Raw genomic sequence first — 13,763 nt, forward strand, 5'->3', positions numbered from 1 at the left:
AACTCGGAGAAGGCAGGGCTAGGCTGGGTAAATACCGGATACCCCTGCTTTTTCTATTGTTATATAAATTGAACTAAACATTTACACGAAACGGAGAGGACAGAAAGAACCTGAAGAAGTGTAGCGTTCGCCTTTATCCCCGGATTTAATCCTTTATAAAAGGAATCAAAAAAATCTGGGGATAACAGCGATCGAAAGTTGTTCTGTCATTGGAGTGTCCAGTGTAAATATTCTTTAGTTCAATTTATATAGATCAATTCGAAAATGAAATTGAAAGTGCGGTGCCTGACATGTCTTACCGGAAATTTGCCTATGTGTATGATGAATTAATGGAAGATATGCCTTATCCGGACTGGATAAGGTTTGCAAGAACAGCATGGGAAAAGCATGGAATGCCCAAAAGTGTAGCCGAACTGGGCTGTGGAACGGGCTCCATTACGATTCCACTCGTGAACTCCGGTTTCGAAGTTACAGGCATTGACCTCTCAGCAGATATGCTGTCGGTTGCACGCAGCAAGATGGAGGCTACGCCTCAGGGTCATCGCTTGTATCGAGAGGGCAGTGTCCGTTGGGTGCAGCAGGATATGCGGGAATGGCGAGTTCCGGAACCTGTGGATTCGGTGATATCTTTCTGTGATTGTGTCAATTATTTGCTTGAACAAGAAGATGTCGTTCGTACTTTCCAGCGGACATACGAAATGCTGAAGCCTGGTGGAACGTTCCTGTTTGATGTGCATCATCCTAATACCCTTATTCGTTATGATGAAGAGCAGCCTTTTGTACTAGATGAGCGCTCCGTGTCGTATATTTGGACTTGTGATCTGGATCAGGATCGCTGTGAGATTGAGCATCATCTCAGTATTTTTTCGCGTGTGGATAATGGTAACAAGGATATGTACCAGCGCTTTGAAGAAGTTCATGTCCAGCGTGCATATAATCCGGACTGGATGAAGCTGGAGTTGTCCAAGGCAGGCTTTAGAGACGTGAAGGTATATGCGGATTTTGAATGGAAAGAGGCTGGAGACAGCGCACAGCGCTTGTTCTACGTGGCTGTGAAGTAAGAGCGAATAATGAGAACTGTCCTTATGTATGGTACATAAGGGCAGTTTTTTTGTTTGATTTTCCATGGAGAATGAATAGCAATATTTTTAAATAGGGTAAAGGAATGCAAAGAAAAGATATATCGACGTGACAAAAAGTATTGCCAGTTAAAGTAAAGCAGGCGATAATAGTCGGATAGAAAGCGTTTTCTGAGAAAACAAATCAATTGTCAATGTGAGGTGTAGAAGTGGAAAGTACATATAAAACAAGACTTTCGTCAGAACAGTTGAATGCCATAATAAAGCAGCATTTCTCTGCAAGTATACAGGACTACAAGGAAATGGTGGATGGCTGGGCCAATCATGCATATCTCATTACACTGAGTGACGCACAGCGTGTGGTACTCAAAATTGCACCGTCGGCTTCGACAAATCTGATGCGCTGTGAGCAGGATCTCATGATTGCCGAAGTTGAGGCCCTGCGCCTTATTACGGAGCTACAGGATGTTCCCGTACCCCAAGTGTTGGCTTATGATGATTCGTTAACTATGGCTTCAGCCCGTTATTTTATCATGGAATACATGTCTGGAACACCCTATAATCAGGTCAAGGATCAGTATTCTGCGGAAGAACAGGAAGCCATTGAACACCAGCTCGGTCGGTACAATCGTCGAATTAATGAAATCAAGGGCGAGCAGTTTGGATATTTCTCGGAGGAAAAACAGCGATATTCCACATGGAAAGATGCATTTATGAATCTGATGGATGACATTCTTAACGATGGTGAAGAAGCCGGGATTACATTTTCGATCGATTATCCTGAATTGAGACGCTTGATTGGAGAAAAATTGAATGTACTGGACGATGTCAAAGAACCTGTGCTTGTCAGTTGGGATCTATGGGATGGCAATGTTCTAGTAGACAAAGGTCGCATCACAGCGATTATTGATTTTGAACGTTCACTGTGGGCAGATCCTCTGATGGAGCATTATTTCAGTCATTTTAACTATACTCCCGGTTTTGTGAAAGGGTATGGGCATGCGATTACAAATGAAAGTGAGCTGAGAAGAAGAAGTTTATACGACTTGTATTTTGATCTGGTATTACGCATTGAATGCGCTTATCGCCAATATGATAATCAGGAACATGTGAATTGGACCATTCATAATCTGGAGGAAGGCATTGAGCGTTTTCGCTTATCCTGAACAGCAACCAGTGTTATGAACGATACGAACCGTAGACTTCAAGATAGCGATTATAACGTGTAATATTGACTTTGGGCTTGCTTTTTTATATAATGGTCCCGATATTGTATACATATTTCGATGATAAGGATCAGTAGTAATTCCTGTACATAACAGAGAGCCGGCGGTTGGTGCAAGCCGGTTGACAGTGATTTGCGAACTCGCCTTGGAGAAATGCGGTGATTACACCATTCTGTTTAACCTGCTTTTATAAAGCTTGGGTTCAGGAATGGAAATCCGCATCGGTTAACCGCCGTTACAGGTCCAAAGGGAGTGGATGACGAAGCACGTTCGTCCGCTAACTAGGGTGGTACCACGGGAATTCAACCTCTCGTCCCTAGCGCTGCAAACGCTACGGGATGCTGAGGTTTTTTTGTTGCAATTAAAGCTAAAGCGAATAACCTGAAGGAGGAACAATAGATGAGTGAGAATAACCAGCCGAAACACGGCTATCAGCCACAAGTCATGGAAAAAAGTTGGCAGCAATACTGGGATGCAAATAAAACGTTTAAAACGGGTGAGGACCCTGCTAAACCGAAATTTTATGCACTGGATATGTTCCCTTATCCATCCGGTTCAGGTCTGCACGTAGGCCACCCGGAAGGATATACGGCAACGGATATCGTTTCCCGTTACAAACGTATGCGCGGTTACAACGTATTGCACCCAATGGGTTGGGACGCTTTCGGTCTGCCTGCTGAGCAGCATGCACTTGATACAGGTGAACATCCACGAGATATTACATTCCGTAATATTGACAATTTCCGTCGCCAGATCAAATCGCTCGGTTTCTCTTATGACTGGGATCGTGAGATCAGCACAACGGACCCTGAATACTATAAATGGACACAATGGATCTTTATCCAGCTGTACAATAAGGGTCTGGCTTATGTGGATGAAGTTGCAGTTAACTGGTGTGAAGCCCTTGGAACGGTACTTGCTAATGAAGAGGTTATTGATGGCAAGAGTGAACGTGGTGGACATCCGGTTGTACGCAAACCGATGCGTCAATGGGTTCTGAGAATTACCGAGTATGCAGAGCGTCTGTTGGAAGACCTGGAAGAGCTGGATTGGTCTGAAAGCATCAAAGATATGCAGCGCAACTGGATCGGTAAATCGACAGGTGCAGAAGTTGTATTTGCCATTGAAGGTCGCGAGGAAGTTATTAAGGTGTTTACTACCCGTGCGGACACATTGTTCGGTGCGAGCTTTGCAGTACTTGCTCCGGAACATGAATTGGTAGAAGCAATTACAACCGATGACCAACGTGAAGCTATTCAGGCTTATCAGGAGCAGGCTTCTCGTAAAAGTGATCTGGAACGTACGGATTTGGCCAAAGACAAAACAGGTGTATTCACTGGCGCTTATGCAATCAACCCTGTTAATGGTGCAAAACTGCCGATCTGGATTGCTGATTACGTTCTTGCAGGCTACGGTACAGGTGCGGTTATGGCTGTTCCGGGTCATGATGCACGTGACTGGGAATTTGCGAAGCAGTTCGGTCTGGATATCATCGAGGTTATTCAAGGTGGAGACGTTACACAAGAGGCTTATTCCGGTGATGGCGCGCATGTGAATTCCAATTTCTTGAACGGACTGAATAATGAAGAAGCGGTTGCCAAGATGATTGCTTGGCTGGAAGAGAACGGTAAAGGGCAAGGGAAAGTAACCTATCGTCTGCGTGATTGGCTGTTCAGCCGTCAGCGCTACTGGGGTGAGCCAATCCCGATTCTGCATCTGGAAGACGGAACGATGAAGACGGTACCTGAGGATCAACTTCCACTGCTGCTGCCTGATATCGACCAGATCAAACCTTCGGGTACTGGAGAATCACCACTGGCGAATGTTACGGAGTGGGTGAATACGGTAGATCCGGAAACGGGAATGAAGGCACGTCGTGAGACCAACACCATGCCACAATGGGCGGGTAGCTGCTGGTATTACCTGCGCTTTATCGATCCGCACAATGACAAGGAACTGATCTCCAAGGAGAAACAGCAGCAGTGGCTGCCAGTTGATCTGTACATTGGCGGAGCAGAGCACGCGGTGCTTCACTTGCTGTACGCTCGTTTCTGGCACAAAGTGCTGTATGATCTGGGTGTTGTGGAGACCAAAGAACCTTTCCATAAACTCGTTAACCAAGGTATGATCCTGGGTACCAATAATGAGAAAATGAGTAAATCTCGTGGTAATGTCATTAACCCGGATGAAATCGTCAATGAATTCGGTGCAGATACATTGCGTCTGTACGAGATGTTCATGGGACCATTGGAAGCGACAAAACCGTGGAATGCAAACGGGGTTGAAGGCATGCACCGCTTCCTGTCACGTGTATGGCGTCTCTTCATTAACGAAGACACAGGAGCCATCAATGACAAGATTACGGTGGACGGTGGAACGGATGAGTTCAAGCGGACTGCTCACAAAACGATCAAAAAAGTTACGGAAGATCTGGAACACCTGCGCTTCAATACATCCATCAGCCAGCTGATGATTTTCATCAACGATGCATACAAAGCAGATACACTGCCTCGCGAAGCGATGGAAAACTTTGTGCAACTGTTGTCACCACTGGCACCGCATATGGCAGAGGAACTTTGGAGCCGTCTGGGTCATGAAGGTGGAATCTCTTACGTGGCTTGGCCTGAATATGATGAGTCCATGACAGTGGATGCGGAAGTAGAAATCGTTGTTCAGGTAAACGGTAAAATTGTAACTCGTGCTACGATCGCGAAGGATCTGGATGCACAGGGTATGCAGGACTTTACGATGGAGTTGGCACCTGTTAAGCAGGCGCTGGAAGGCAAGACCATTCGTAAGGTCATTGCCGTTCCAGGCAAACTCGTTAATATTGTTGCCGGTTAATCTCACCGGCTCGAAATAGTTCATCCAGCTTTAACAAATCTTCATCATATTTGTCATGTGTTGTGTGGATTAGGCTGTCGAAAACACCGTCGAGACTTACCTTCAGCAGTGCAAGTGCCTGAGCGGTAATACCGCCAGGTACAGCGACACGAGCCTGAAGCTCTTGCGGCGTGTATCCTCCTTCGGTGAGCAGCTTGCCTGTTCCCAGGAGCATTTCGCCAGCCAGAGCGCAGGCATCTGCCCTTTTGATGCCTGTCAGCTTCACCGCACTTTCGATCCACTGTTCCAAAAAGAACGATATGAATGCAGGTCCGCAGCTGGAGAAGTCGGATGTGATTCGTGTACAGGCTTCATCCACTTGGTACGGCCTACCGATATGACTGAGCAGACTTTCCAACACAGCGCGGTCTTCACTGGTCATTCGTTCGCCATGTATGCAGAGGGATGCTCCACTGCCGACTTGGTGTGTGACGCTGGGAATTACCTTGGAGACTTTGCAAGGAAGTGAAGATTCCAGATGTCGCAGCTGCACGGGACTGGTAATCGAGACAATTATATGATTGGGATTCACGACAGGCAGGATGTCGTCAATGACATGTTTGAATTCAAGCGGCTTCACGCACAGGAAGATGATATTACTTCGGATCACCGTTTCCCGATTGCTCTGGGATTCATGCAGACCGGGATAACGGAGGGATAACTGACGTACTTTGGACGGGGTTCGATTGCTGGCGGCGATCTGCCGGGGCTCAAGTGCACCCGATTGGATCAGGGCATAGATTAGCAGGCTGCCCATGCTGCCGGTTCCGATAAATCCAACCTTCATTGTTTCAGGCCTCCTTTCATGCTTTACGGTACTGGCGCAGTTCATTCCCTCTATTCTATGCGTGAGGACCTGTTTCACATGACATGAAAAATGCACAACTTGTTTCATCAGGAAAGTACAACGGTTCGGAAGCACCGCCCGTGTTCGAAATGAATGATTTTGAATTCAGGGAGAGGTGTGGAAGAATGAGATGGAATAAAGGGATGACCATTGCTGCTGCAGTGGTTGGAAGTATACTTATATTATGGTCGGGCAAAAGTGAACAACCACCTAGTGGCTGGGAACCCTTGCAGCTCGGCACCGAGAAGCCGACGATAGAGCAGGAACTTCCTGCTGTACAGTCGGCTACTTCGGTTCAGGGCAACACGGGATCATCTTCGGGAACGGATGCAAGTGGGGTGCAGACTGGGAATGAGGCAAAGGCAGATAAGTCTAAAGAACTTGCGAGCGCTTCAGTTGATGGTGATTCGGGAGTTCAAACTACAAGTCAGGCAAATGATAATCCACCGGACACCTCAAATTCGATTGAACCAGTTGCGCAAAGTACGAATTCGAATCCTTCGGTTACCTCCGAGACGGGCTCGAACAGTAATCCACCTGTAGTTCGTGAGGAAGCTAGAGACAATGGCAAGATTGATGTGAATACTGCACCTGTCTCCAAGCTTACGGAGCTTCCCGGAATCGGAGAGAAGAAAGCTCAAGCTATTGTGGACTATCGGAATGCACATGGTCCTTTTGCAAAAGTCAGTGATCTGACAAAGGTCAAAGGAATCGGTATGAAGATGCTGGAGAAGATGGCGCCGTATGTGCAGATCCGGTAATATTAAAATATAAATTGTGTTAAGCGGGAGGAAAACAGCATGAGTACAGAGGTACGCAAGGACTGGGATACGTATTTTATGGACATCGCGTATATGGTTTCCACCCGTTCCCGCTGTTCGCGTCGTCATGTGGGTGCCGTTCTTGTTCAAGGGAAGAAACTGCTGGGAACAGCCTATAATGGTGCACCCACCGGCGTCCCGGATTGTTCTGAAGCAGGTTGCATGATATCGGAAGAGTATGAGTTGGTCGTAACCGATGGGCAAGAAGAAATGGTGAAAAAGCAACGATGCATTCGTACAATTCATGCGGAGCAAAATTTGCTTTTATTCACAGATCGAATCGACCGCGAAGGCTCGTCCGTGTATGTGACCGACGAACCGTGCTGGACATGTGCCAATATGCTGGCGAATAGCGGGATTACAGAAATCGTCTTTCATCGTTCTTATCCTAAAGATACCGGCAAGGTTACAAATATGATGGAACAGAAGGGCATAACGTTCCGCAGGCTGGAGAATTACCAGCCCCCGCGGGAAACGATGATGACTGTGAGCAATTAATGTAAATATGATCGAATACGCGAGGGAGAACCTCCGGCAAGCCTGAATTGGCTTTCCGGGGGTTTTTCTGCGTTCAACGGGTGACATGAAGGAGTGGGACAAATGAAAGGCAGACCGTTGTTAAGTTTTACGATTTGCTGGTTATGCGGTAGCGGAATGGCATGTGCGTTAACAGGCTGGACGTTAATCTGGGGGATGATTGGAGCGCTGGCGTGTCTGCCACTTCTACTTCGTTTTATGGATGTTCGTGGATGGTCCATTTTATTTTTGCTCTCTGCCTTTATTGGAGGTGCTGCACATTGGGAATGGAATGACGCACGCAATCATAGCAGTCTGCCCGAGACTACCCATATTGCTATTCGAGACTTAGACGGTTTGGTAGCCGAAATTCAGGGTGAGCTTGTGTCAGATGTACGTATTGATGGAGATCGGGCTGACTTTAAGATGCAGATGTCTTCAATATTGCCCATATCGGATTCATCAGCAGATACAGATCTGGCAGCGTCTGCATTCCAAATAGATGAACAATTGATGGTACAAGTCAGACTGTTGGAGGAAGAAGAACAACAGGTAGCAGCGAGCTGGAAGAGGGGCTATACAATCACGCTTAATGGTTCTTTTGCCCTTCCTGGCGAAGCAAGGAACTTTGGCGGATTTGATTATCGCAGTTATTTGCGAACCTTGCATATCCATTGGTTGTTCAAAGTGAAGGGAGCCGGTTCGGTAACAGCAGTTGCTCCTGAGGGACTTGGACAATATAACGTACTACGATGGACGGATTGGGCAAGGCATACGTTGGGCTCGGCGGTTGAGCATTTATTTCCAGAGCCTCATGCAGGATATATGAAGGGTCTTATTATTGGGATGGCTACTGATATCGATCCAGGTACCTATGGTCAGTTTTCACAATTGGGTTTAACGCATATCCTGGCAATCTCCGGGACCCATGTCGCTGTATATGTCGCTTCTCTTCTCCTTATTCTATCCTGGCTAAGGCTTACCAGAGAGACGGCACTCACGATTGTTCTGATCCTGGTGCCAGCTTATGTACTGTTATCAGGTGGTTCACCTTCAGTGATTCGGGCAGGAATTATGTCCATGATTGGGTTGTACATGGCACGTCGCGGTCTCGCTAGAGATGGCCTTCAGATGATCAGTGCAGCAGCGTTGCTGATGATGTGGTGGGACCCGTACTTTTTATTAAGCGTGAGCTTCCAGTTATCCTTTCTTGTGACCGCAGGTTTGATGATCTACATGCCATTGATTAACCGACTGTTCAGCAGCTGGCCGAAATCACTGTCTGCAACAGCATCCGTAACGGTGACCGCTCAGCTGATTTCGTTCCCAGTAACCATTTTGTATTTCAACCAGTTCTCGCTACTCTCATTTGTAGCTAACTTTCTGCTGGTTTCTTTGATTAGTGCTATTGTATTACCTCTGGGGACGGTCGCCATGCTGTTATCATTCATATGGGTTCCCTTGGCGAAACCTCTCGCATGGATTGCGATTCAACTGAATCAACTGACATTTATAAGCGTGGAGTGGATGAACAGCCTGCCAGGTTTTGTATTGATCTGGGCAACACCGCCCTTGTTATGGATTGCCGCATATTATGCTGTGTTGTATGCCTTACTCTACCTGTTGTATCGTGGCAATGGTGAGCAGCAAGAAACAGCGTTTGTTGAGGAAGAGACGGCTCCTCTTGTGAGGGGACAACCTTCAGTTTCAATGGCGAATATGGGCATTCGCTCTTCGGTGTCTACGGTGGCACAGGATCAAGGTAAGAACCGTGTAGATGGAAAAGAAACTTCATTAACGATATTAGGAGCCAGTATTGCCTGGCCGGAGTATACAAGTGCATTTACCGCAAGAGGTGCAGGTTATTATGCATATAAACGAATGAGTAAAGTTCAGCGATGGTTGTGCGGTTTGCTTGCGCTCAGCTTTGTTGCTGGATTGTTGTGGGCATATCAGACTCCCAAGCCTGCTGGAACCGGCATCGTACAGTTTTTGGATATTGGACAAGGAGATAGTACATTAATTACAACCCCGGAAGGCAAACACATTCTGGTGGATGGCGGGGGAACAGTTAGTTTTGGGAACAACGAACAATCTTGGAAAACAAGGCGTGATCCGTATGAGGTGGGAGCCAAGGTGGTTGTTCCTCTATTGAAAAAAAGAGGCATCCATCAACTGGACGCGGTCATTGTAACACATGCTGATCAGGATCATGCCGGAGGGCTACAGGCTGTGCTGGAACAGATTCCGGTTAAACGTTTCATGTTTAATGGAACGACCAGCGGTAAGGATAACTTTGATAAGTTACTGAATACAGCTATGGAACGGAAAATTCCTCTGTACGCGATTCAGCAAGGCATGTCCTATAAGGTTGATAAGGAGACAATTTTACATTTTATAGCTCCGGATCTGGCACATATGGATGTAAATGTATCAGGCAGTTTACCTGTATCTGAACACCAAAATCATGATTCCGTTGTCTTTTTGCTGGACATGGCTGGGACTTCCATGTTATTCACCGGGGATATGGATGCAGCAGCCGAGCAGGACCTGCTCTATATGATTCAGGATGGCTCATTGGCTGCCCAGTTTGAACAGAAAGGTGCAGATCTTGGAGATACAGAGGGAGTTGTACAAAGGGTACTTACACGCCCGTTGCAGGTTAATTCAAATGATGCTTCTTCAGCATTTGGCTCCATTGACGTTCTAAAGGTCGCTCATCATGGTAGTAAAACGTCGTCCACAGAAGCTTGGCTCCAATACTGGAATGCCAAAACCGCTGTGATATCTGCTGGAGTTAACAATACATATGGACATCCCAACCCGGGAGTGATGGAACGTCTGGAAGCTACCGGGTCAGAGATTTATCAGACGGATCAGATGGGTGAGGTCCAGATGAGAGTGAAAGATGGGAAGATTGATATTCGGTACAAGTTGTTTGGAGTTGAGTGACGGCACGCGATCTATTTATCGGTGTGAAGATGAGTGAAGAAAACTCCGATTTAATACTAACTGGAAAGCTAAAAAGACAATAGAACATACAACAATGTGGATAGTCTGAGCGGAAAAAGTATTGAAGTTGAGTGTAAATATCGAGTAGATGATCCCACCTATGAAGCCTAATAGAGCATATGCGGCAATAGCAACGAGCAATCTCATATACGTATTATCTTTTTTTCTGTATAAAAGTAATCCATCCACCAATATGGAAAGTGGCATAATTAAGAAAAGTAAAATAGCGAGGTTAATCAATAATCCAACCGCAAGTTTATACCCGAATGAATAGTAGTAAGTGTTCTCTATTCTTTCATCTATAGGGACATAGTGATATATCCCCATTGCAAGTGAAATGATAATGGCGGTTAATACAGCTGCAAGTATTTTTCCGCGCGGCCTATTGATTCTATGGGTGTTTGTCATTTAAATATTGACCTCCATCTTGAATAACTATATTCAACAAGAGATAAACTAAGAGAGTTACTATATTTTAACATACAGAGGTTGAGGAAACAGTTAAACGATTTTATGCTGATTGAGATGATATCAATTAATCACTTCATTTGATTGTAAGTCACAGCACAAAAAAAGCCCGCTTTCCGTTACACTCCACGAGGGAGAATATCGGAAAACGGGCCATTTTTTCAAAATGTAGAAGAAATATAAGAACTACTCCACGCCATCCTTAAAGTGTTTGTTCCAGTGTTTGTCGCCCTTGTGCAACAGATCTTCTACCGTTTTCTCAAGAGTCATCAACAACTGTGCTCTGACATCAAGTACGGTTTCTCTGTACAAGCGCTCTTCCGATCCAACGATTTTATCGCCGTATAATGCCTGTGCAGCTACGTACTTCCGATGTTCCTCGACCAGAGTATCAATGGACTCCAATGCATGTTCCACAAAATGGGAAATGCTTTGGTATTCTTTGGGCATTTGTTCTTTTAAAGCTTGAATTTTCGCTAGAGCTGGCATGCTCATCACCTCGTGTTTATGAATGTAAATTTACAATACACCATTTTCATGAAAATTGCATTAAAAATAGCTTAAATTTGGACAAATTTCGACTTTTTTTATTTTCAGAACCAAAAAAGTGCTTAGCTATAATGTATGCCATTGCATTTGAATTGAGTCGTGTAAGTAATGGAATCCCTTTTGGATACGTTTGGTGACTCGTTATGCAATTTCTGTTATTCTAAGAGAAGATTTCAGCGGCCCTAATACATACGCCGTTATTTTGTTATGGCAAATTAAAAAAATACTTAACTTTGCAACAATTTTATTGATGATCACGTCTGTAAGGTTGCAGGGAGAGGGGGATCCTTTGTGGTAGAGCCGGAACTCATCAGAGCCGCTCAATCGGGCGATCGCGACGCTCTAATTACCCTATTGCGGGAGATTGAACAACATGTCTATCGGACCGCATATTACATTCTAAATAATGAACAGGACGCTTTGGATGCTGCTCAGGAAGCGTTGATCCGAATTTACACCAAAATCAATTCATACGAAGAAAAGGCCCAATTCAAAACATGGGTACAACGCATCGTCACGAACATCTGTATTGATAAATTCAGAAGAACCAAACCGTCCGTCTCCATTGACGAACATGACATGGTTTTTCAGGATAATCAGGATGTGGAGTACGAGGTCATGTCTACATATGTGGCCCAAGACATTCAGGATGCGATCAACAAGCTTCCCGAGCATCATCGTACCGTTATTGTTCTAAGATATTTGCAGGACTTATCCTACAATGAAATTGCGGATTGTCTCGATCTTCCGTTGAATACGGTGAAATCTTATTTATTTAGAGCCAGACAGCAATTACAGAATCTACTACAGGAATATCAGAAAGGTGGTGTGACAGGATGAAATGCGAAGAGGTGGTGGAATGGATGCACCGCTATCTGGATCATGATCTGGGCGAGGCGGAAACCGCGCAGATGCTACAGCATGTGGCAAAGTGTCCGGAATGCGCCGAAAATTTTAGTTTACTCAGAGCTCTTTCCAGAGAACTGGAAGAATTACCGCAAGTAAGCCCAAAATTTAGTCTGGTTGATGCGATTATGCCACAGCTTGATGCCATTGACGAAGCGCGGAAGGAACAAAGTAGCACCATACAGGAAATGAATCCTGTCCCCGCTACATTTGAGAATTTACAACGTTCAAGTGAGCGGAAAACGAAGCAAAAATGGCTTAACTCAATGGCAGGGCGTATGTCCATGGGTGCAGCGGCTGCGGCAGTTGTATTGGGATTTGCCATCTGGGGATATCAGCCTGAACAGATTGAGAATGCCGATTCAATGCTGATGAGCTCTGGGGCTTCTCAAGAGAGTGGCAATGTGGATGAGAATCCATTAAGCAAGAGTATTGAAAATTCTGATCCTGCCACTTCATCCCAACCAAGCAGCAACGATGTGTTTGTGGATCAATCGAATGTTTCACCGACTGAACCAGACAACCAAGGCGTAGAAACCTTGCCTGAAGAGAACGGTGGAGATAAGGTACAGGAGCCTGAAGTTCAATCAGATCCGGAACCTCAACAACCGGCTACCGAATCAACACCTGCTCGGAATAAAGGAACTCAGGATAATTCGTCTAAAACTCCTTCGACCGATAATCAGCAGAGTCAGGTTCAGAACCAAGATTCTGAGAAGAGAAATCAAGAATCAGGAGATGCTCCCAAATCTTCTGCAGATGGGGAAGAGAATGGAGTAACAGAAACAGAAAATGGAGATTCATTCACTTCTCAGACAATCGTACCAAATACGAATGAAGATGCTCCGGTAGAAGGCAGTTCTGCTCCTGATTCCGGTGCAGGTACAGACGCATCTGGAGGAAACAAAGGTTTCGCAGCAGGACCGGATCAGGGAATGACTACAACGGCAGCACCAAAAGAATGGAAGTCACCTGACGGCTCCTATGTAGTTATGCTTATTGGTGATCAACTCAGCATATACTCCAAACCTGCCAATGAACCGGATGTTCTGAATTTGGTTGAACAACGCAGTATAGAGGGGACACTGAAGTCAGCGAGTTGGTCCAAGGATGGTACCCTATTTAATTACGAGACGGACAAGGACGGAACAACGGCGAAGAACTCGTTTAATGTACCTGCCGTTCCAAGTGGAGCTCCTGCGAAATAATTTAAAAAATGGGGAGTGCGCTCCTCCAAACGAAAGAACATTTTCAGTATGACAAGCATATAGTGGAATTAACAAAACGTCCTATCTCAGTTCAAACAACTGACGTCGTATGACCGCGCACCGGCTTTTTCTAGAACTGCTGGTGTCTGCGTTTATATAGATGTAGGACAGGGGACCTTCATCCGTAAACTGGATGTAAGGTCCCTTTGTTGTCTTGCACTTTTTCTGGTAGGATAAGAGGGATAAGG

At 45.6% G+C, this 13,763-nt stretch carries 11 protein-coding genes and 1 other annotated feature; of the genes, 8 read left to right on the top strand and 3 right to left on the bottom strand.

Features of this window, described 5'->3' with window-relative positions:
* Nucleotides 1-290: 290 nt before the first annotated feature.
* From MKX68_RS20090 to leuS, 3 genes are all read left to right on the top strand, one after another.
* The gene (locus MKX68_RS20090; RefSeq protein ID WP_339790111.1) at nucleotides 291-1,061 is read left to right on the top strand and encodes a class I SAM-dependent DNA methyltransferase; all 771 of its coding nucleotides are present in this window, start codon (nucleotides 291-293) and stop codon (nucleotides 1,059-1,061) included.
* Between the two features lie 266 nt (nucleotides 1,062-1,327).
* Nucleotides 1,328-2,245 carry a phosphotransferase family protein gene (locus tag MKX68_RS20095; protein ID WP_340913893.1) on the top strand — a complete coding sequence of 306 codons (918 nt, stop codon included), beginning with the start codon at nucleotides 1,328-1,330 and terminating at the stop codon, nucleotides 2,243-2,245.
* 111 nt (nucleotides 2,246-2,356) lie between these two features.
* Nucleotides 2,357-2,626, top strand: a binding site (T-box leader).
* A 78-nt stretch (nucleotides 2,627-2,704) separates the two neighbouring features.
* On the top strand, nucleotides 2,705-5,149 hold the full coding sequence (leuS, locus tag MKX68_RS20100) for a leucine--tRNA ligase (RefSeq protein ID WP_340913894.1): 2,445 nt from the start codon (nucleotides 2,705-2,707) through the stop codon (nucleotides 5,147-5,149).
* Here the strand turns inward: leuS and comER are convergent.
* The gene (gene comER, locus MKX68_RS20105; protein WP_036615122.1) at nucleotides 5,130-5,975 is read right to left on the bottom strand and encodes a late competence protein ComER; all 846 of its coding nucleotides are present in this window, start codon (nucleotides 5,973-5,975) and stop codon (nucleotides 5,130-5,132) included. The two genes, leuS and comER, sit on opposite strands and share 20 nt — an antisense overlap.
* Before the next feature lie 185 nt (nucleotides 5,976-6,160).
* Between comER and MKX68_RS20110 the strand changes: the two genes are divergently transcribed.
* The 3 genes from MKX68_RS20110 to MKX68_RS20120 all read left to right on the top strand — a co-directional run bounded on the left by MKX68_RS20110 (nucleotide 6,161) and on the right by MKX68_RS20120 (nucleotide 10,324).
* Complete coding sequence (locus MKX68_RS20110) at nucleotides 6,161-6,796, top strand: ComEA family DNA-binding protein (RefSeq protein WP_340913895.1); 636 nt, start codon at nucleotides 6,161-6,163, stop codon at nucleotides 6,794-6,796.
* A 39-nt stretch (nucleotides 6,797-6,835) separates the two neighbouring features.
* The gene (locus MKX68_RS20115; protein ID WP_017687196.1) at nucleotides 6,836-7,354 is read left to right on the top strand and encodes a deoxycytidylate deaminase; all 519 of its coding nucleotides are present in this window, start codon (nucleotides 6,836-6,838) and stop codon (nucleotides 7,352-7,354) included.
* A 102-nt stretch (nucleotides 7,355-7,456) separates the two neighbouring features.
* Nucleotides 7,457-10,324: a ComEC/Rec2 family competence protein gene (locus MKX68_RS20120; protein ID WP_340913896.1), complete on the top strand. Its 2,868-nt coding sequence runs from the start codon at nucleotides 7,457-7,459 to the stop codon at nucleotides 10,322-10,324.
* A 15-nt stretch (nucleotides 10,325-10,339) separates the two neighbouring features.
* Here the strand turns inward: MKX68_RS20120 and MKX68_RS20125 are convergent, their stop codons facing one another.
* Complete coding sequence (locus tag MKX68_RS20125) at nucleotides 10,340-10,792, bottom strand: hypothetical protein (RefSeq protein ID WP_340913897.1); 453 nt, start codon at nucleotides 10,790-10,792, stop codon at nucleotides 10,340-10,342.
* Between the two features lie 246 nt (nucleotides 10,793-11,038).
* Nucleotides 11,039-11,341, bottom strand: a complete 303-nt coding sequence (locus tag MKX68_RS20130) for a hypothetical protein (RefSeq protein WP_062835531.1) — start codon at nucleotides 11,339-11,341, stop codon at nucleotides 11,039-11,041.
* Between the two features lie 351 nt (nucleotides 11,342-11,692).
* Here MKX68_RS20130 and MKX68_RS20135 point away from each other — a divergent pair, with 351 nt between their 5' ends.
* The gene (locus tag MKX68_RS20135) at nucleotides 11,693-12,241 is read left to right on the top strand and encodes an RNA polymerase sigma factor (RefSeq protein ID WP_017687205.1); all 549 of its coding nucleotides are present in this window, start codon (nucleotides 11,693-11,695) and stop codon (nucleotides 12,239-12,241) included.
* Nucleotides 12,238-13,515, top strand: coding sequence for a zf-HC2 domain-containing protein (locus MKX68_RS20140; protein ID WP_340913898.1), 1,278 nt, complete (start codon nucleotides 12,238-12,240; stop codon nucleotides 13,513-13,515). The genes MKX68_RS20135 and MKX68_RS20140 overlap by 4 nt, the downstream gene beginning before the upstream one ends.
* Nucleotides 13,516-13,763: the final 248 nt, after the last annotated feature.

It is taken from the genome of Paenibacillus sp. FSL M8-0212, assembly GCF_038004645.1.
Lineage (GTDB): Bacteria > Bacillota > Bacilli > Paenibacillales > Paenibacillaceae > Paenibacillus.

Bases quoted from the DNA above. Each gene is read 5' to 3' on its own strand.
- leuS (WP_340913894.1), top strand. From the start codon at position 2,705: ATGAGTGAGAATAACCAGCCGAAACACGGCTATCAGCCACAAGTCATG.
- MKX68_RS20120 (WP_340913896.1), top strand. From the start codon at position 7,457: ATGAAAGGCAGACCGTTGTTAAGTTTTACGATTTGCTGGTTATGCGGT.
- comER (WP_036615122.1), bottom strand. From the start codon at position 5,975: ATGAAGGTTGGATTTATCGGAACCGGCAGCATGGGCAGCCTGCTAATC.
- MKX68_RS20090 (WP_339790111.1), top strand. From the start codon at position 291: ATGTCTTACCGGAAATTTGCCTATGTGTATGATGAATTAATGGAAGAT.
- MKX68_RS20140 (WP_340913898.1), top strand. From the start codon at position 12,238: ATGAAATGCGAAGAGGTGGTGGAATGGATGCACCGCTATCTGGATCAT.
- MKX68_RS20115 (WP_017687196.1), top strand. From the start codon at position 6,836: ATGAGTACAGAGGTACGCAAGGACTGGGATACGTATTTTATGGACATC.
- MKX68_RS20125 (WP_340913897.1), bottom strand. From the start codon at position 10,792: ATGACAAACACCCATAGAATCAATAGGCCGCGCGGAAAAATACTTGCA.
- MKX68_RS20130 (WP_062835531.1), bottom strand. From the start codon at position 11,341: ATGCCAGCTCTAGCGAAAATTCAAGCTTTAAAAGAACAAATGCCCAAA.
- MKX68_RS20110 (WP_340913895.1), top strand. From the start codon at position 6,161: ATGAGATGGAATAAAGGGATGACCATTGCTGCTGCAGTGGTTGGAAGT.